The organism is Enterococcus lemanii (genome assembly GCF_016909125.1).
GTDB classification, from domain to species: domain Bacteria; phylum Bacillota; class Bacilli; order Lactobacillales; family Enterococcaceae; genus Enterococcus_I; species Enterococcus_I lemanii.
The window spans coordinates 42,924-62,654 of the sequence record NZ_JAFBFD010000013.1; the positions used below are offsets into that span (position 1 = coordinate 42,924).

The window sequence follows — 19,731 nt, forward strand, 5'->3', positions numbered from 1 at the left end:
CCCTCCAAATTTTTATGTTTTTCTATGTTTGCATTCTAGCATGTTATCGTTTACAATTCGTGACAAAAGCAACGTTTAATATAGACAAATATTGGCCACAAAAGGAGATAAAATGCTTCCATTTTACGAAAAACAGACAGAAACAAACCGTGTGTTCACTATGGATAATTTACAATTCCCCCTTCATTTACACCCTGAAGTCGAAATTCTTTACGTTCAAACGGGAAGTTTAATCATTACAATTGAACAACGCGACTACACAATTGAAGCCGGGCATGCCGCTATGGTCTTTCCGCATTGCATTCACGGCTATAATAGCAATCAAAGAAATGAAGTCAAAATTTCGATTATTGATTACCAATTATTTAATGACTTTGCTTGGATTTTCACCCATTATTTACCTGAAAATCCAATCTTAGCCATCACAGACCCAACTTTAAAAAAACTACTGGAACACGCACTTGCACCAAATAAACAACCCGATTTTCGTGATGACTTTCTCATTCGTGCGACATGGTATCAGATTTTCGCCCTTTGTCTTTCACAACTTTCTTTAATCAGACGCCCAGAGCAACTAGATTTTACCTTAACGCAACAAGTCGTCGTTTATTTATCAAAACACTATCTTGAAAAAATCACGTTAACCCAAATTGCTAATGATTTAAATTGTAGCCCTTATACGATTTCTAAAATTTTCACCAAAAAACTTGGCATCCCCTTTCCCGATTATCTGGCCCAACTACGCCTTGAAACCGCAAAGAGACTGCTTGAAACAAGCAGTCTCTCGGTTTTAGAAATCGCTTATGAAGCAGGTTTTGAACAACCACGCAGCTTCAATCGCAGCTTTATGAAATTTGAAAAAATGACACCTAGGGAGTATCGACAGAGATATTTGAAATAAAAAGAGCGGCTTCTTTTTACAAAGAAGCGCTCCTTTTATTTCAATTTACTTTTTTTCTACCAAATACAGGATGATTCGAAGGTGTTCGTCCTGTAAAAAAGATTTGCTTTTGTTTATTTTGATAAAAGATACCTGCCTCAAACGCAACCTGTTCTTTAAAATTTTTCTTTTCAGAAACAATCAAATCAGAGTGGTCTTGAAAAACAAGCCATTCCCAATCTCCTAATAATTCGTCGCATAACGCTAAAATAGTTATTTCACCATCATATTCCTCTACCCCAACAACTGGCCAACCGTCCTCTGCCCATAATAAAGGGCGGATTTGTAAAGAAAATTCGTCTGTAAAAGGTTTCCTTCTTTTATGGTGCACGACAAATAATTGTTTTGTTTTTTGGTCAAAAAAGATTGAATTATGCCCTGGACCATACACGGGTTCTTCATTTTCCCATTGGTAACTGCCAACTAATTTGGTCCCAACCGTATCAGGTGCTAACGTTAAGTCGGTTAAACTTTGGCCATTCATATCTAAATAAGAGCCGTCAATTTCTTTTGAACGAGCGACACGGATATTATACGTGTCATTCAAAGAATCAAAAGAAAGAAATAAATAAAAATAATCTGTTTCAGGATGATAGTAAATAAACGGCCCTTCAATCGCACCTTCAACTGCCTGTGAGCGAATGGCCAATTGCTTGCCATAATCGCCTTTAAATAGACACTTACCTGTTCTTTGATTCAAGCGGGTAAGATAGATTCCGCCAAAAAAAGAACCATACACCATCCAAGGATTTCCTTGCCGATCATAACAAACATTGGCATCAATAGCATTGTGATTTGCTAATTCAGAGTTCGTTTTAACTACTTCACCGGCATCTTCCCAAGGACCTAGAATATTTTCTGCTATTGCTAGGCCAATCATAGAGGTGGTACTACCAAATGTTGAAGCAGAATAATACATTCGATAAGTGTCATTGACTTGGATAATTTCTGGTGCCCATAACCCTTTTGCGTTTGTCCATTTTTGTGCTTCTACTGGGACATTTGGCAAAGCACTCGCTACAAACTCCCAATCAAGAAGATTATCTGATTGACGAATGGGGACGCCACTTGTTGCTGGTTGCGTCGTATCTGTTGAAAACAAATAATATTTATCACCAACTTGAATAATCGTTGGATCATGTACTCCTTTTTTTCCGTTTTCCATTTCAAACGCCTCCTCTTCCTTCACCACTGCCCAATCGGACAATTTTTCACTGCTAAATTTGCCCGAAATTGATAAAAACAACCACACTTTGTGCAAGTGTGGTTGGATTTAAAGGGGCAAGTTTCACATTTTTGAAGTCTTTTTGCTAAAAGTGCTGCCGAAACCAAGTTCGTTTCAAGGCTTAATTGTTCGGCAATTAATTGTTCGACATCAAAATTCGCAGCTTCTTCTTTGATTTCGCACCCTTTACAACTCATTTTTAGACCTCCAAGGTAATGGTTGTCACTGACATTGCCGGTACAGTTAAAACAAATTGTGACCCTTTTAACGCATAATTTGTAAATGGTAATAAAGTCACTGCTTCTGCTTGATCAAAGTCATTGTGTGCATCCATTTTCTCGCCATAAATATACTGTGCTTCTTTTACTTGTGGTGCGCCATCAAAGACGAAGGCTAGTTCTTCTGTTTCAGTTAAAGAATAATTACAAATGGAAATGGTTAATTCTTTCCCTTTTTTAGATACGGTATAAGAAATTGTTTCATTTTTGTCACCATAAGTTTCAATTAATTCGCCTTCTTGGTGATTTTTGTATAATTCAAAAACGTAATAACTTGGTGTTTTGACCATTTTTTCACCTTCAGTTAAGATCATTGATTGTAACACGTTCACGGTTTGTGCAATATTGGCCATTTTCACACGATCGGCATGTTTATGGAAAATATTTAAGGTAACGGCAGCCACCATCGCATCACGAATCGTATTTTGTTGATACAAGAAACCTGGATTCGTCCCTGGTTCAACCGCTAACCAAGAACCCCATTCATCGACAATTAATCCTACTCGTTTTTCTGGATCGTATTTATCCATAATTGTTGAATGTTTCGTAATCAATTCGTCCATTTTTTGCGCACTTGCAATTAAACTCCACCAATGTTCTTCCTTAAAGTTCAACGCTGGTCCTTTGTCTTCCCAAGCACCCGTTAACGCATAGTGGTGTAAACTAATGCCATCCATCCAAGGTCCAGCAATTCTCATTAATTCTTCCATCCAGCGATAGTCATCAATGTTCGGGCCACAAGCAATTTTATAAATCGGCTCTTCGCCATATTGACGGACGTAAGTTTGGTAACGACGATATAAATCGGCATAATATTCCGGGCGCATATTCCCACCACAACCCCAAGATTCATTGCCGACGCCGAAAAATTCAACTTTCCATGGCTCTTCTCGACCATTTTCTTTGCGTAACGCTGCCATCGGGGATTCTCCGCCCATGGTCATGTATTCTACCCATTCTTGCATTTCTTGCACTGTGCCACTGCCGACGTTTCCGTTGACATAAGCTTCACAGCCGAGTTGCTCAATTAATTCAAAAAACTCGTGTGTCCCAAAGTGGTTGTTTTCCGTGACTCCACCCCAGTGCGTATTGACAATTTTCTTGCGTGTTTCTTTTGGTCCAATCCCGTCTTTCCAGTGGTATTCATCGGCAAAACAGCCACCTGGCCAACGCAAGACAGGAATTTCTAAGTTTTTCAAAGCTGCGACGACATCGCTACGCATCCCATTTACGTTGGGAATCGTTGAATCTTCACCTACGTAAAGTCCTTCATAAATACAACGGCCTAAATGCTCGGCAAAATGGCCATAAATGTGTTTACTAATCTTTGGTCCTTTTTTCTGATTTAAAACAGTAATTTTCACGATATGCCTCATTTCTTTTTTATAATGACATGTTTTAATCTGCGACTGGTTCCCCAAAAACAGGGAAGCCTGCTTCATCCCACTCAAAAGTTTGTGCGCGAGCGTGGCGATTCGGATTATCTAATGGGTTATCGATATCATTTTTTTCTGGACGGGCATGATAAATAAGCACGTCTGTTGTCCCATCTTCACTTACCGTAAATGAATTATGCCCTGGACCAAACTGTTGGTTTGTTTCAGAACTCTTAAAGACTGGTTGCGCTAATTTATGCCAAGAAAAACCATCTAATAAATCCGCGTCTTCTTCTGCCCAAATTAAGCCCATTGCATAGTTTTCATCAGTCGCACTTCCTGAGTACGTTACAAAAACTTTGCCATTTCGAACAATGGCAGCCGGACCTTCGTTCACCCAATAGCCAATTTTTTCCCAGTCATATTCTGGAATGGTTAAAATCGTTTGTTTTCCGGTTAATGTCCATGGATTGGCCATTTTAGAAATATACAAATTCGAATTACCTGGAATTCGTGGGTCTTGTTGTGCCCAAATATAATAAAGTTCCTCTTTGTGCTGTAAAATAGTTGCATCTATACTAAAGCTTTCAAATTGCGTCACAACTTGGCCTTTTTCAACCCAATCTTCATTCATTGGGTTTTCATTACTGTTTTCAATCACAAACATTCGATGATGATTCTTTTGATTGCGCTCGCCTGCATTGTTACTTGCGGCAAAGTAGATGTACCATTTTCCTTTTATAAAATGAATTTCTGGCGCCCAAATCAGTTCACTCATTAAGCCGGTTTCGTGTGCATGCCACACGGTCACAACTTCTGCTTCTTTCAGACCATCAATGGTTTTTGAGCGACGAAGCTCGATACTTTGATACCCTGGAACCGATCCAGTAAAATAATAATAACCGTCTGTATGTTTATAGACCCACGGATCGGCTCTTTCAATAACAATTGGATTTTGATAACTCATGATTTTTACTCCTTTTTTTCTTACAATTCACAACGAATCATATTCCATGATAATGGCGCAAATGCTGCTGTTAATTGTGTTTCATTTATTTGATAGTTCGTTGAAGGGGTCGGTTTAATCGCTCCATTGCCTTCTTCGTTCACTGCTTTTAGATCAAATCCAGCTAATTCTGTAAATTCTTTCACCGCTTTTATTTGATACCCGTTTAATTCAGCCGTGAAATCCATTTTTTCTTCACTACGGTTTACAGCAAAAATCACTAATTCATTGGCTTCTTCATTAACAACCGCAATACTTTCTAAATAAGGAACTTCAGCAAAGTCTTCTGTTGCATATGTATCGGATTCAATCATTGGACGCAATACTTGTCCACGACCATAATTCGATACTTGTGCAAATGGATAAAAAATCGTTTGACGCCAAGCACCGCCGTCATCATTCGTCATAATCGGGGCAATCACGTTCACTAATTGTGCTAGACAGCCGATTTTTACTCGGTCAGCATGTTTCAATAAGGTAATTAATAAACAACCAAGTAGTAAAGTATCTTCAAAGTTATAAACGTCTTCTAACAATGGTGGCGCTACTTGCCAAGGTTTTACTGCTTTATCTCGTTCATTTGAGTGATACCAAATATTCCATTCATCAAAAGATAAGTGAATCGTTTTTTTACTATGTTTTTTAGCTTTAATGGCGTCACAAATCGCAACGACTCCTTGAATGAATTCATCCATATCAAGCGAGCGCGCTAAATAGTGTTGCAAGTCGTTCTTATGGTTTCCATAATATTGATGTAAAGAAAGGTAATCGATGTATTCATAGGCATGATCTAGTACCGTTAATTCCCACTCACCAAAAGTAGGCATCTGGCTGTTAGAGCTGCCACATAGAACCAGTTCAATTGAGTCATCCACTAGTTTCATCGCTTTTGCTGTTTCTTCAGCTAACCGCCCATATTCGTCGGCTGTTTTATGGCCAATTTGCCAAGGGCCATCCATTTCATTTCCTAGACACCACGTTTTAATCCCAAATGGTTCATCGTGCCCGTTTTTCTTACGTAAATCACTCCAATAAGTCCCGCCTTCAAAGTTACAATACTCTACTAAATTTCGAGCCGCATCAATCCCACGGGTTCCTAAGTTAACGGCCATATTAATTTCTGTTTGCGTTTCTTTGGTCCACTCGTAAAATTCATGTAGACCAACTTCATTCGTTTCTAACGTTTTCCAAGCTAAATCTAAACGCTTTGGTCGCTCTTCAACTGGACCCACCCCATCTTCCCAGTTATAACCGGATAAGAAGTTGCCACCTGGATAGCGAACCAAAGGAATGTTTAACTCTTTGACTAATTCAATGACGTCTTTTCTAAAACCATCTTTATTTGCTGTCGGATGATTGGGTTGATAAATCCCGCCATACACCGCTCTTCCCATGTGTTCAATAAAAGAACCATAAAGTCTCGGGTCCACCTCTGATATTTTGTTAATATGACTAACTACTAATTTAGATTTCATAGCGCCCTCCTGTAAATTTCAATTTGAAATATTTAAAAGTAGAAAATGTTATTTTTTATCCTCTATTAAAAACAAAGGAATACCTTTTTGGGAAACACCTGTAAAACTAATCACGGCCGTCTCTTGCGTTTGATCCCAAGTGTATAAAAATTGACCATGATATTGTTCGCCATCGATTTCAACCGTGGAATCTTCTTCTGGACTTTCTGCTAAATGCCAATTGCCTTTATCGACTCCGGTAATCGACCCTTTTTTCTCTAAAGACACCATGATTGGTTCTTCTATCCAATCGATAATTTCTTTTGTTGTCGAAATCCACTTATAGTTGCCTGCAATTTGATTCTTATTTAATTTCGTAATTTCTTCTCCTGAATAACGCAACGGACTCATGATTGGCCAACCATCTGTTGTAAAATAAAGTTTATGGACTCTTAATTCATGGTTCTCACCACCATTAGGGAAACGAGTATGAAAGAATACATAATAATCCTTTGTTTTTTCATCAAACAAAACGGAATTATGACCTGCTGATACATAACCATCATTGGTTAACCCGTCATCTTCGACATAAGTAAAATTCCCCATTAATTTATTTCCAAAACCCTCAATACTCAGATCATCAAAGAAGCTCTTTTCTTTTCCTTTCGCTTCTTCCATTGATTGATTAAGAATGTCAAGATACGGACCATCTGGAGACTTCGAGCGAGCGACTCGCATGTTGTATCCGCCAAATGAATCTAGACCGCCAAATGAAGTGAATAAATAATAGTAATCCGTTTCTTCATTATAAAGAATATAAGGCGCTTCAATCCGGCTATGGTTCCCACCGGTTAATTTTTTTCCATAAGTATTCCGATCTTTAGGTAAACCTGTATTTTCATCCATCTCTAAAATAAAGATGCCACCAGAATAAGAGCCATAGACCATCCACAGTTTGCCTTCTTTATCAAAAAAAACATTAGGATCGACCGCATTAGGGTCTTTTGTCGCATCATAAGTCTCGCCAAATTGAGGAGAGGTACCTGAATATAGGAATGATTCAATTTTTTCATAAGGGCCTTCTATATTATCTGCGACTGCCACACCTAACACCGACAATGGTTGATCGCCTTTACATAAACAATAATAAAGATAATACCGTCCATCTTTTAATTGGATAACATCTGGTGCCCAAAAAGTATCTGTCTTAGCGTACTCAAATTCTTCTGCAAATTCTTTATACACATCTTCAAAGAGTGTATTCAGTGGAACACTTTTTGAAATTTGTTGCCATTGCGTCAAGTTTTCACTTTTTGCAGCTTGTAAATGTGACCCAAAAACATAATATTCATCTTCTGTATAAATAACTGATGGGTCATGAACTGTGACATTTTCAAACTCAGGTGCTTGAATGACGTTGTCTACGCCTTTTGCCTTACAAGCGCTTACGGTCAAACTAAGCATGAATAAACTACCTAAAAGAACTAGATTTTTCTTAATTTTTTATCAATCCCTTCTTTTTAAATGAACGCAAAAGAATGAGACGAACGACATAGAAAAACGCGCCAATTGCAATCATCGCAAACAAGCTATATCTAAGTGATAAAATAAAAAAGCTAAGGAACAATAATACGCTCATGAAAAAAGATGCTGGCGCAATTAAGGGGACAAACAAAGCTAATTTAACATTCTTTTGAACTTTTGAATCCGTTATTTTTTCTTGAACTAAAAAAGAAATCGTGACTAAAGCTAGATATGCCATTAGAAAAATAAGTGGCCACTGAAAAAGCGATTGTGCTAAATTGTTTTGCCGAATAATCAAAAAATCAATAGATAAGATTAAAAAGACAAATGATGGAATCAAGAGTTTCCAGCGATACAGCGTAAAGGTTTGTTTTACTCCTTTAAGATAAGACTTAAAAATACTTTTATAAGAATAATCTTCAAAGAGACTCTCTTGTTCAAATATCATTAATACGCCATTCGTACTTGGGACAAATCCAACAATAATAAACCCTAATAGTGTACCGATTAGCCATAAGATACTCGAAAAGAAGAAGATTACAAAAACATGAATTCCTTTCATCACTTTGTCTAACATTAGCTCTTTTCTCCTTATCTTAAAATTATCCTTTCACTGCAGATAGTGCGACCGATTCTATAATTTGTTTTTGGAAGATAATAAATACAATTAAAACTGGCAACAATGAGATAACAGAAGCCGCCATAATTAAAGGATAATCGGTTTGAATGGCATACGCCGCATTTAAGTTTGCAATCACGACTTGCAAAGTTTGCTTTTCAGGACTGTTTAAATATAGTAATGGGGCTAAGTAATCATTCCACACACCCATGAACCACAAAATAAATTGTGCAGCTACAGCAGGACGAATTAATGGGAAGATTAATTGGAAAAAGGTTTGCACATAAGTAGCGCCATCAATTTTTGCTGCTTCAACAACTGAGTCTGGAATATTTGATAAATATTGTCTTAAGAAAAAGATCATTGTAATATTTCCAAATAGCCCTGGCACGATTAACGGTTTTAAAGTATCTACCCACCCAATTTTAGAAAACATCATAAATTGAGGAATCATAACAGCAGGATAGGGTACCATCAAAGCCGTTAACAAGAGTAAGAAAATCGTATTTTTATATGGCATTCTTAGCTTTGCAAATGAAAAAGCTGCCATACTAGAAGTAATCGTTCCTATAATCGTTACGACTAGAGAAACAATAATCGTATTTTTAATCCCTGATAATAAAGTATCTAACTCCCATAATCTTTTATACGCTTCAAAAGTTACTGGTGAAGGAATCCATTGTGGGGGTAATTGAAAGACACCTGATTTTTCTTTGAAAGACGTTGATACCATCCATAAAAGGGGGCCAACCATTATAATGGCTCCTAGAGAAAGAATGATTACAATTAAAATATTGGTTATGCTTGTTTTTTTCTTCATTTATTTCCCCTCCCTTTTAATCAATCTTATAACTGGAACGTCTGTCCATATAAAATTGTAACGCGGTAACGACAAAAACAATCACGGCTAAAATAACTGCCATACTACTCGCATAGCCCATTTGCCAATTCTTAAAGGCTTTTTGCCAAATATACCAAACAACCGTTGCTGAACTATATTTTGGCCCACCGTTTGGCGTCATAATATTAATTTCAGTAAAGATTTGAGATCCGCCAATAATATTGGTTACAATTAAGAAAAAAGTAATTGGACGAACCATTGGCCAAGTAATATTTTTAAATTTTTGAATGGAAGAAGCCCCATCCAACTCAGCTGCCTCATAATAATCTTTAGGGACGCTTTGAATCGCTGCTAGATACAATAACATCGAATAACCTAGCCCCTTCCAAACAGTCATAATGATAATGGCTGGTTTCACCGTCGCCGCATTTTGCAACCAGTTTGGACCGTCAATTCCAAAAATAGCTAACACTTGGTTGACTAAACCAAAGTCACCGTTATAAGCCCATTGCCATAAAATCGAAATCGCTGCTAAAGATGAAATAACAGGAATGTAATAAATTGTTCTAAAAATAGTAGTTCCTTTAATTTTTCTACTTAAAGCAGATGCCAGTAAAAATGAAAGCATCAAACCAATCGGAATTCCTAACATTAAATAAGCTGTATTGTACAACGTTTTATAGAAGTAGTCGTCTCTGAACATTTTCTTATAGTTTGCAATACCAATAAAGTTCATCTGTCCTAGCCCATTCCAATCAGTGAATGAAGCGTAGATAGAAAAAATTAGAGGAATTAAAGAAAATAATATAAAGCCAATTAATGGAAGCAATATAAACAAAAAGGCTACTCTATGTTCACTTTTATATAATTTACTAGATTTATTTTGCGAAATCATTCGTTTACAACCTCCTTAAATTTATTAAGCATTTCAACTAACTCAAGAATTAGTTGAAATGCTCATTGTCTTACTTGCTAGATTCTTGTTGTTGTCTTGCGCTATCAAGTTTTTCTTGCATTCGAGGTTGAATTTCTTTTACATATTCTGCAGCCGTTTGATCACCATCTAATACTGGTTGAACATTAATAAAGAATTCGTCATACCACTCTGCGTTGTAAGTAGCGGCAGCTGGCATTGGTCGTCCATAAGTTTCAACAATGTCTAAAAATTCTTTTTTATTATTTGGTACTTCATCAGTACTTGACGCCCACTCTTCCGCCATATCAATCAAGTTAGGAATTTGAATTTGTGCATCAACTAATTGTTGTTGTCCTTCTTTAGAAGCGCTTAAGTATTCTACTAATTTTACTGCTTTATCTGGTAATTTCGTTTTACTAGAAACACCAATTCCTAAAGACCCAACGTATGTAGCGGTTTGACCTGTTTTTCCTGCTGGCCAAGGAATTAAATCATATTCAAAATCTAGGCCTGCATATGTACTCATATCCCAAGGTCCAACTGGGAAAAAGGCAATTTCGCCATTCATCCATCTTTGGTAAGTATCTAATGTTTGTGCATCTGAAACCGAAGGCGTCACATGATGAACGTTTTGTAAATCAGCAAAATATTGTAATGCTTCTGAAAACTCTGGTGTATCAACGGTTACTTGTGTTTTTTCATTATTAATCCAATCACCACCGTTGCTCCAAACAAAAGCTTGTAAGCTCCAGTTCACGTTAAAACCTGTTGCCCATTGATCATCTTTGCCATCGCCATCAGTATCTCTTGTTAATTCTTTTGCAACCTTTACAAATTCTTCCCATGTATAAGGAGTATCCGTATCTGGAAGATCAATGCCTGCATCTTTGAACATGTCTTTATTATAACCAAGTGCAAATGGCCCTACATCTTTAGGTAACCCATAAAGAGCCCCTGAGCCAACTTTCTCGCCATCGTAACGATAACTGTCCACCCCATACTCCCAAATATTGCTTAAATCAAAATCTGATTTTTCAATTTCCTCTGTAATATCTAAAAGAACACCATTATCAACGTAAGGCATTAGATTACTTTGTTCAATATAAAATACATCTGGTACATTGCCGCCAGAAATCGCTGCCTGTAATTTTGTTGCATATTGATCCGCATCTGTAGAGATTATTTTTACTTTTACATCTTCTTCTTTTTCAAATTGTGCAATCGCTGCACTATAAGCTTTCTTCTCATCTTCGCCACCTCTAAACATAAAGGTAATTTGGTCGCCGTCTTTCTTAGAAGCCCCTTCTGATTTTTCGTTCCCACAAGATGCTAAGATCACTGTACTTAACAGTAAGGTTGCCACCATCATTTTTCCTTTTGATTTCATTCTAATCTCTCCCTTTGATTTACTTTTTTTAATACTAACAAAATTAGAAAAACATTAAAGAATAAAGATTTTTAAAAACTCAACTTAACTTACAAACAAATAATACACTTTATAGAAAGCGTTGTCAATAATATTTATACGATTTATTATTTTTATATTTATCTATAATTAACTAAAATGTTAATTATATTTTATATTAACTAATATATGGAAATATATTAACAATTATGTTAATATATGTTTGTCGATAGAATTATATAAGAAGGTGATTACATGCAACTACAAATAAACGATGAGTCTCTACCCGTTTACGAAGCACTCGCTAGTCCTGTGCGCTTAAGTATTATTCGTTTATTGTCAAAAAATAAAATGAATGTCAAAGAATTAGCCCATGCATTAAATCTAAGCAGTCCCATTACAACCATGCACATTTCAAAACTTGAAAAAGCAAATATTATTAAAACCGAGCGCGTCGGGCAACAAAAAATCTCTAGCTTAAGAGTAGATAAAATCGAAATCAATTTCCCAGAAAAAATATTTAATGCTTTTGATACAAAAGAAAGCGCCATTCCAGTAGGTCATTACACTAATTATCTAGTAGAGCCAACTTGCGGGCTAGCAACAGCGAATTATTTTATCGGAAAAGTGGATGAACCAAAATATTTCATGGACGCCGATCGGATGGACGCTCAAATTTTGTGGTTTACAAAAGGCTTTGTCGAATATCAAACACCTAACCTGCTAAATGAACAAGAGAATTTAGAAATGATGGAGATTTCTCTAGAGCTTTCTTCTGAATTTCCATTTTCTAATGATAATTGGCCCTCGGATATTACCTTTTATCTTAACGAACATGAATTAGGCACTTGGACCAGCCCTGGTGATTTCGCCGATATTCGTGGTAAATATACGCCTGATTGGTATCCTGACAATTTAAATCAATACGGTTTACTAAAAACTATTCGCATTATGGCCCACGGAACCTATATGGACGGTGAACCAATGTCAGACTTTACCATCGAAGACTTGAAGAAAACAAATTCTGATTTATGGAAATTACGTGTGGCAGTCCAAGAAGACGCAGAAAACGTTGGTGGTTGTACAATTTTTGGTAAACATTTTGGAAACTATGATCAAGATATCAAAATAAAACTGTATTATAGTTAATAGAAGGAACCTTTATGCTTAATTTAGGAGAGTTTATTAGTACTTTTTTGTTAATTTCACTTGGACTTGGGAGCGGCTTTGTACTCCCAACCACTTCTTCCATCACCGTTGGATTAATTTGGGGAAGTGTAATTATTATTGCTTCTTTAATCGGTGGTTTTTTCGGTACAACCAATATGAATCCTATTTTTTCTCTTTATCAATTACTAGGTGAAAAGATTGATTTTTCTCAGTTTTTCGCCCAATTATCCGGACAGGTATTGGGCGCTCTTTTAGCGGCAAGTCTCATTTTAAGCATTTTTAAGCGAACAAATACTTTGAATATTAACCACTTTGCAGCAATTGCTTCCAGCGACCGCCGAACATTCAATTTTTTGATAGAATTTCTTGGGAGTTTCACTTTATTATTCATAATTGAAACTATTCACGCTTTCTTAAAAAACGAGCAACTCGCTTTACTCACGACTGGCCTTTGCATCGCCGGCTTAATCGCATTGATTGGACCAATTACGGGTGCCTCTTTTAATCCGGCGAGAGATTTTTGTCCGAGACTTGTTTTTATTTGTTACCAAAAGAAAAAACAAGAACCGACTTCTTTTAAAAAAAGTTTGCTTTCCTCAAATTTGGCACCGATTGTGGCTGTGCTCGTTTTTAGTTTTTTGTTGTATCGGTGATGGGAAAGAATTAGCTTAACGATGGTGAATCGTTCCCTGTATAAAAAAGCTCTGGTTTTCTTTTATTGAAAACCAGAGCTTTTTCTCTTTCTTAATTAAAGGGAATGCCCTTCTCTCTCTACATCAACCCAAACCCATACTGTATCGCACAGACGCCAACTTCGCCAACATCGAGTAGTGGTTGTTCAAAATTGGCTTCATTGATTGCATTTGGAAAGTACTGTGGTTCTAAACAAAAACCGCTTCTTGGAGTATAGACAACATTGTTTTTACCTAATTCTTGTTCAATAAAGTTCCCTGCATAAAATTGAACACCCGGCAAATTGGTCGCTACCGTCATCTGAATGCCACTTTGGTTACCGGTCACTGTTGCAAATGGTGTAAGTGGAGCATCGGTTTGGTCGATGACGTAATTGTGATCATAGCCTTTTGTGTAAATCAATTGTTCAAAATCAGCCTCAATTTCTTGGCCAATTTCTTTTGGTTGGGTGAAATCCATTGGTGTATTGGCTACCGCTGCTAATTCACCGGTTGGAATGGATTTCGAATCTTTGACTGGTGTGTACTGGCTTGCGTTTAGTTGCAATACGTGGCGCGTAACTTTCCCTTGGTCATGACCATTTAAATTAAAATAGCTATGATTGGTTGGGTTAAAAATGGTCTTTTGATTGGTTTTTCCTTGATAGGTAACACTTAAGCAATTGTCTTCACTTAATTGATAAGTGGCTTCCATCTGTAGTTCACCAGGAAAGCCCTGGTCTAAATCTGGACTAGTCAAAACAAAAGTGATTTGATTTTTGGTTTCATCAATCGCTTTGACGTCCCATTTTCTAAGTTGGTAGCCGTTAAAACCACCATGTAAGTTATTTTCACCTTCGTTTTGATCGATTTTATAAGTTGTTTCATCGATTTTGAATGTCGCGCCTTCAATTCGATTGGCACTGCGTCCGATGGTGGAGCCGAAATAGACGTTATCATTTTTTTCGTATTGTTGCACTTGGTCAAAGCCAAGGACTACGTCAACCAATTCCCCTTTGTGATTTGGTACATACAAGTGTGTCAAAACAGCCCCTAAATCACTGACGGTCATTTTCATCCCTCGTTGATTTTCAAAAGTATATAACGTAATCGTTTCGCCTTTTTGTGTCGTGCCAAATGTTTCTTTTTTTAACATGTGATTCTCTCCTTTTTTTCTTTCTCGTAAAAAATAGTCACGCAGATTCTTGCATGACTATTTTCTTGTGGCTATTTAATTGTTACGTATTCTAAACCAACTAATTTCGCCCATGTTTCGATTTGATCAACCGTTAGATTTAAAGATAAAACGGTGTGGTGACCGCCGCCGGTTTCAATCCACGTGCGTACGCCTGTATGGAAATCTGGTTTTGGTGTCCACATCACTCGAGCTACTGGTAATTTTGGTGCGGCTTCTTGTGGTTCAAACGCATCGACTTCATTAATTAATAATTTATAATTAGTGCCAAAATCAGCCATTGAAACAACCACACCGGTACCGGCTTTCCCATCAAAAACAAGACGTGCTGGGTCGGCTTTATCGCCAATTGATAATGGGCTGACTAAAATTTTTGGTTTATTTGCGGCAAGAGAAGGATCCACTTCAAGCATGTGGGATTGTAAAATCGCTTCTTTGCCAGCTGCTAGTTCGTACGTATAATCTTCCATAAAACCAGTATTTTCATTTTTAGCCATAATTTTCATTAAACGGTCAATCGCAGCTGTTTTCCAGTCGCCTTCACCAGCAAAACCGTAACCCGCTGCCATTAAACGTTGAACGGCTAACCCTGGTAATTGATCCATACCGTATAGATCTTCAAAGTTTGAAGTAAAGGCATTGTAATTGCCTTGTTCTAAGAAACGACGGATACCAATTTCTTGACGTGCTTGTACTTTCACATGTGCTTCCCAAGTCGCTTGGTCGTAATCACCATAATCAAAGTCATACAATTCACGGTATTCTTCAAATAATGCGGTTACTTCTTCTTCAGTTACAGCATTGATGACTTGCACTAAATCGCCAATCCCATAATAGTCAACCGTCCAACCAAATTGAATTTGTGCTTCGACCTTATCACCTTCAGTTACCGCTACATGGCGCATATTATCGCCGAAACGCGCCACTTTAATATTGAAGCTTTCATTGTAAGCAACTGCCACGTCCATCCAGTCAGAAATTTGTGTTTGAACGCTTTCGTTTTCCCAATAGCCAACGACTACTTTGTTTTGTTTTCCTAAGCGCGCATTGATAAAACCGTATTCGCGGTCCCCATGAGCGGCTTGGTTTAAATTCATGAAGTCCATGTCGATGGTTGCCCATGGAATGCTTTCATTGTATTGTGTTGCTAAGTGTAGCAATGGTTTTTGTAATAATTTTGTTCCACGAATCCACATTTTTGCTGGTGAAAAAGTGTGCATCCAAGTAATCACGCCGGCTACTTCATCGCGGTAATTGGCTTCTTTCATAATTTGCGTAATTTTGTCAGCCGAAACAGCTAGCTCTTCTTGTAAAACAATTGGGTAACTTAATTTACCACTTTTGTTTAAGCTATCGACCATTTCTTGCGCATGGCTTTTTACTTCATTTAATGCTTCTTCACCGTATAAATGTTGTGACCCCACAACAAACCAAAATTCTTTTTTTCCAATTGTTAACATTTGCTTGACTCCTCTTTTCTTTTATTTTTGACCGTAATAGGCATTTTTTCCGTGTTTTCTTAAGTAATGTTTATCTAAAATCGCTTGCGGTAATTCTTCGGCAAAGCTATTTAATTGTCTTGTAAATAGATTCATCTTGGCGACTTCTTCTAAAACAACTGCATTCATTACCGCACTATCGGCATCTTTTCCCCAAGTAAATGGCCCATGACCATGTAATAAAACACCCGGAACTTCCATTGGTTTTATTTGACGTTCTTTAAAAGTCGCAGCAATCAGTTCGCCCGTTTGCTCTTCGTAACCTTGATCAATTTCTTCTTTCGTTAAAAAACGTGCACAAGGAACAGTGCCATAAAAAGTATCGGCATGAGTCGTCCCCATCGCTGGCAAGTCAAGGCCAGCTTGTGCCCAAGTTGTTGCCCAAGTCGAATGGGTGTGGACAATCCCACCAATTTCTGGAAAATGACGATATAAAACCGCATGGGTTGGCATATCAGAAGAAGGATTTAGCGTCCCTTCAACAATGTTGCCATCTAAATCACAAACAACCATATCGCTTGCCTGCATCGTTTTGTAATCCACACCACTTGGCTTAATGACAAATAAATTTGTCTCACGGTCAATGGCCGATACATTCCCCCAAGTATATTTAATCAAACCTTGGCGCGGAAGTTCTAGATTGGCTTGGAAAACGGTTTCTTTTAACTGCTCTAACAATTTTCTTCCTTCTTTCTGATTTTATTTTAAAACATCAATCGCTGTTTGTTCGATGGCTAAGCCGGCTTGGTAATTGGTCATAAATTGATTAAATCCTGTGAGGTCCTTTGGGTCGACATCAACCGTAACGCCCGTGTCGCTAACAAAGACTTGCTTATCTAAAAAGTCGGCTAAAGATAAAGTTGGTTCTTCTCGTAGGCAATAACTTGCTAAAAGCGCAATCCCCCAAGCGCCCCCTTCACCGGCTGTCTCCATTACCGTTACTGGCGCATTCATTACAGCGGCTAAAACTTTTTGGGCAACTTGTGGTGTTTTAAAAATCCCACCGTGTCCGACAATTTTTTTCACATGTACTTCTTCTTTTGCTAGAATATCCATGCCAATTTTCATTGCGCCAAAAGCACTAAAAATATGCATTCGAATGAAGTTTGCTAAACCAAACTTACTTTCTGGTGTCCGAACAAATAACGGTCGGCCTTCTGATATTTTGGTAATATTTTCACCTGAATGATAGCCATAAGATAACAAGCCACCCGCATCTGGGTCGGCTGTTAAGGAATGATTAAATAATTGAGCAAAAAGTTGTTCGGTCGTTACGCTTGAACCGGTCACTTCTAAGACTTCTTTGAACAAGCGCATCCAAGAATTAATTTCTGACGTACAGTTATTTGTATGAACCATCGCCACTAAATCGCCTGCTGGAGTCGTTACTAAATCAATTTCCGGATATACTTGGCTTAATTCTTCTTCTAAAACAATCATCGCAAATGCAGAAGTCCCCGCTGAAACATTGCCCGTTTCTTTAGCGACACTGTTGGTTGCGACCATTCCTGTTCCAGCATCACCTTCTGGCGGACAAAGGGGAATGCCCGCTTGAAGGGTGCCTGAAGGATCCAATAATTTGGCGCCTTCTTGGGTTAAATAGCCGGCGTTTTCGCCTGCTAAGGCCACTTTGGGTAAGAGGTCGACGACTCGCCAAGGGTATTGATAAGACTGAATTTGTTGCTCAAATTGGGCTACTTTTTCAGCCGCGTAGGTTTTCGTGTGGCTATCAATCGGAAACATCCCTGAAGCATCGCCAACACCTAACACTTTTTCACCGGTTAATTGCCAGTGAACGTAACCAGCCAAGGTCGTCAAGAAAGTAATTTTTTCAACATGTTCTTCCTTGTTTAAAATGGCTTGATATAAATGCGCAATACTCCATCTTTGTGGAATGTTATACGAAAATAGTGCGGTTAATTCTTTTTCAGCTGTTTCCGTCATGGCATTGCGCCACGTACGAAACGGGACTAATAGTTCTTCTTGTGCATCAAAAGCTAAATAGCCATGCATCATAGCCGAAAAACCGATTGCGCCAACTTTTTCGAGTGGGACTTGGTATTTTTCTTGTACTTGAGCAGCCATTTCACGGTAACTGGCTTGAATCCCTTGCCAAACCGCTTCCAGAGAATACGTCCAAACCCCATCGACGAGTTGGTTTTCCCATTCAAAACTTCCTGAAGCAATGGTTTGGTATGTTTCATCAATTAAAACGGCTTTGATTCGAGTCGATCCTAGCTCAATTCCTAAACTCGTTTTTTCAAAGCAAATCTTTTTTTGTTCATTGGTCACTTTATTTTTCCTCCTCAATCAAATTGGTTCCTTGTTTTTTAACAGAATCTCGTTCAATTAATTCCGGTTCAAAGGCAAATGTTGTCTTTTCACCTGTTTCAATGGCTTGAACAATCGTTTTTGCCGCCAGTTCGCCCATTTTTTCCTTCGGGTGAGCAAGCGTTGTTAAGTTAACTAAGCCTGAAGTGCTCAATGTAGAATCATCGTTACCAATAATCGAGATGTTCTCTGGCACTTGTAGCCCTTTTTCTGTTAACTTTTCGACGAGTTGATTCGCAATTTCATCGTTATAAGCAACAATTGCGGTAACTTGATTGCCTACTTGAGATAAGCGTTCAATGGCTTTTTTTACGACTTCTTCTTTGGTCTCAGTTGTATAGGTTAACAAATCTTCTGGTAAAAAGTTTAACTTCGCTTCACGGATAGCTTGGATGAACCCCTGCATCCGAAACTTCCCTTGCAAGTCATCCATTTTGGTGACTAACATAAGATGCTTATGCTTAGCTTCAAGTAAATATTTGGTTGCTAGATAACCCGATTTAACATCATCCACACCAATGTATGGCCCTTTTAATTCTTCGTAAAAAGCATTAATCATTAAGACAGGAATGCCTTTTTCTTCTAATGCAATATAATAAGGCAAGTTAGGATTGTATTCGTTACTCTTCGTCGGCTCAACAATTAAGCCATCGACTTGTTGTTCTAGCATTTGTTGTAAACATTCTTTTTCCTTTTGGTGGTTATTATTGGTGGTGCCTAAAAGCAAGCTATAGCCATACTGACTCAATTCTTGCTCAATTCCACGAATAATCGAAGGAAAGATGTAATCGGATAAGTACGTCATAATCACGCCAATTGTTTTAGGACGTTTTTTCTCTGTTTCTTTTTTTGCGACATACGTTCCTGAACCTTTTTCTTTACGTAATAGCCCTTCGTTGACTAAGATGCCAATTGCTTGACGCACCGTATGACGGCTTAATTGAAACATTTCTTGCAAGGTATTTTCAGAAGGAATCAATTCTCCTTCTTGGTATTTATTCTGTTGTAAATCCAGACGCAACTTGTCTGCTAGTTGTTCGTATTTAGGTTTCATTTTTCTCACAATCCTTTAAGTTGTCCGTACATGTATTTTAAACGCTCTTAGTTTATTTGTCAACGCTTTCACCAACGAATTATCTATTTTTCTTTTTTTAGTCTGTGACTTTGCATCGTTTTTTTCATTAACCTAAGTGTAAAATATATTGCGGTAGGACTAGAAAAAAAGAAAGAAGACCATTATTCTTAATGTTAGGTTTAGCGGCCAATAACAAAAAGAGGATG

18 protein-coding genes are annotated in these 19,731 nt (G+C 37.7%); 3 read left to right on the forward strand and 15 right to left on the reverse strand.

Features of this window, described 5'->3' with window-relative positions; genetic code table 11:
- The first annotated feature begins 112 nt into the window (after positions 1 to 112).
- Positions 113 to 901, forward strand: coding sequence for an AraC family transcriptional regulator (locus JOD14_RS05225; protein ID WP_204653782.1), 789 nt, complete (start codon positions 113 to 115; stop codon positions 899 to 901).
- Between the two features lie 40 nt (positions 902 to 941).
- Here JOD14_RS05225 and JOD14_RS05230 read toward each other — a convergent pair whose 3' ends face one another.
- The 10 genes from JOD14_RS05230 to JOD14_RS05275 form a co-directional block, all read right to left on the reverse strand.
- On the reverse strand, positions 942 to 2,105 hold the full coding sequence (locus tag JOD14_RS05230; protein ID WP_204653783.1) for an arabinan endo-1,5-alpha-L-arabinosidase: 1,164 nt from the start codon (positions 2,103 to 2,105) through the stop codon (positions 942 to 944).
- A 20-nt stretch (positions 2,106 to 2,125) separates the two neighbouring features.
- The gene (locus JOD14_RS05235) at positions 2,126 to 2,362 is read right to left on the reverse strand and encodes a DUF6171 family protein (protein ID WP_204653785.1); all 237 of its coding nucleotides are present in this window, start codon (positions 2,360 to 2,362) and stop codon (positions 2,126 to 2,128) included.
- Between the two features lie 2 nt (positions 2,363 to 2,364).
- Positions 2,365 to 3,807 (reverse strand): alpha-N-arabinofuranosidase, encoded by a 1,443-nt coding sequence (locus JOD14_RS05240; protein WP_379962451.1) that lies wholly within the window; start codon positions 3,805 to 3,807, stop codon positions 2,365 to 2,367.
- A 34-nt stretch (positions 3,808 to 3,841) separates the two neighbouring features.
- Positions 3,842 to 4,786 carry a glycoside hydrolase family 43 protein gene (locus JOD14_RS05245; protein ID WP_204653786.1) on the reverse strand — a complete coding sequence of 315 codons (945 nt, stop codon included), beginning with the start codon at positions 4,784 to 4,786 and terminating at the stop codon, positions 3,842 to 3,844.
- A gap of 20 nt (positions 4,787 to 4,806) precedes the next feature.
- Entirely contained in the window at positions 4,807 to 6,300 is a 1,494-nt protein-coding gene (gene arfA, locus JOD14_RS05250) for an arabinosylfuranosidase ArfA (RefSeq protein ID WP_204653787.1), read from the reverse strand.
- A 48-nt stretch (positions 6,301 to 6,348) separates the two neighbouring features.
- A complete protein-coding gene (locus JOD14_RS05255) occupies positions 6,349 to 7,743 on the reverse strand; it encodes a glycoside hydrolase family 43 protein (protein ID WP_204653788.1) in 1,395 nt (464 codons plus the stop codon).
- A gap of 31 nt (positions 7,744 to 7,774) precedes the next feature.
- On the reverse strand, positions 7,775 to 8,380 hold the full coding sequence (locus tag JOD14_RS05260) for a DUF624 domain-containing protein (protein ID WP_204653789.1): 606 nt from the start codon (positions 8,378 to 8,380) through the stop codon (positions 7,775 to 7,777).
- A 25-nt stretch (positions 8,381 to 8,405) separates the two neighbouring features.
- Positions 8,406 to 9,242 (reverse strand): carbohydrate ABC transporter permease, encoded by an 837-nt coding sequence (locus JOD14_RS05265; protein WP_204653790.1) that lies wholly within the window; start codon positions 9,240 to 9,242, stop codon positions 8,406 to 8,408.
- A gap of 16 nt (positions 9,243 to 9,258) precedes the next feature.
- Complete coding sequence (locus JOD14_RS05270) at positions 9,259 to 9,999, reverse strand: carbohydrate ABC transporter permease (protein WP_239576092.1); 741 nt, start codon at positions 9,997 to 9,999, stop codon at positions 9,259 to 9,261.
- 229 nt (positions 10,000 to 10,228) lie between these two features.
- A complete protein-coding gene (locus tag JOD14_RS05275) occupies positions 10,229 to 11,566 on the reverse strand; it encodes an ABC transporter substrate-binding protein (RefSeq protein ID WP_204653792.1) in 1,338 nt (445 codons plus the stop codon).
- 273 nt (positions 11,567 to 11,839) lie between these two features.
- Here JOD14_RS05275 and JOD14_RS05280 point away from each other — a divergent pair, with 273 nt between their 5' ends.
- Together JOD14_RS05280 and JOD14_RS05285 are read left to right on the forward strand one after the other, a co-directional pair.
- Positions 11,840 to 12,733: an ArsR/SmtB family transcription factor gene (locus JOD14_RS05280; RefSeq protein WP_204653793.1), complete on the forward strand. Its 894-nt coding sequence runs from the start codon at positions 11,840 to 11,842 to the stop codon at positions 12,731 to 12,733.
- Between the two features lie 14 nt (positions 12,734 to 12,747).
- Positions 12,748 to 13,407: an aquaporin gene (locus JOD14_RS05285; protein ID WP_204653795.1), complete on the forward strand. Its 660-nt coding sequence runs from the start codon at positions 12,748 to 12,750 to the stop codon at positions 13,405 to 13,407.
- A 118-nt stretch (positions 13,408 to 13,525) separates the two neighbouring features.
- Here the strand turns inward: JOD14_RS05285 and JOD14_RS05290 are convergent, their stop codons facing one another.
- The 5 genes from JOD14_RS05290 to JOD14_RS05310 form a co-directional block, all read right to left on the reverse strand.
- On the reverse strand, positions 13,526 to 14,581 hold the full coding sequence (locus JOD14_RS05290; protein ID WP_204653797.1) for an aldose epimerase family protein: 1,056 nt from the start codon (positions 14,579 to 14,581) through the stop codon (positions 13,526 to 13,528).
- 71 nt (positions 14,582 to 14,652) lie between these two features.
- The gene (gene araA, locus JOD14_RS05295) at positions 14,653 to 16,080 is read right to left on the reverse strand and encodes an L-arabinose isomerase (RefSeq protein ID WP_204653798.1); all 1,428 of its coding nucleotides are present in this window, start codon (positions 16,078 to 16,080) and stop codon (positions 14,653 to 14,655) included.
- 21 nt (positions 16,081 to 16,101) lie between these two features.
- Positions 16,102 to 16,797, reverse strand: a complete 696-nt coding sequence (locus JOD14_RS05300; RefSeq protein WP_204653799.1) for an L-ribulose-5-phosphate 4-epimerase — start codon at positions 16,795 to 16,797, stop codon at positions 16,102 to 16,104.
- A gap of 21 nt (positions 16,798 to 16,818) precedes the next feature.
- Positions 16,819 to 18,411 (reverse strand): FGGY-family carbohydrate kinase, encoded by a 1,593-nt coding sequence (locus tag JOD14_RS05305; RefSeq protein ID WP_204653800.1) that lies wholly within the window; start codon positions 18,409 to 18,411, stop codon positions 16,819 to 16,821.
- Between the two features lies 1 nt (position 18,412).
- Positions 18,413 to 19,504 (reverse strand): GntR family transcriptional regulator, encoded by a 1,092-nt coding sequence (locus JOD14_RS05310; RefSeq protein WP_204653801.1) that lies wholly within the window; start codon positions 19,502 to 19,504, stop codon positions 18,413 to 18,415.
- Positions 19,505 to 19,731 lie beyond the last annotated feature (227 nt).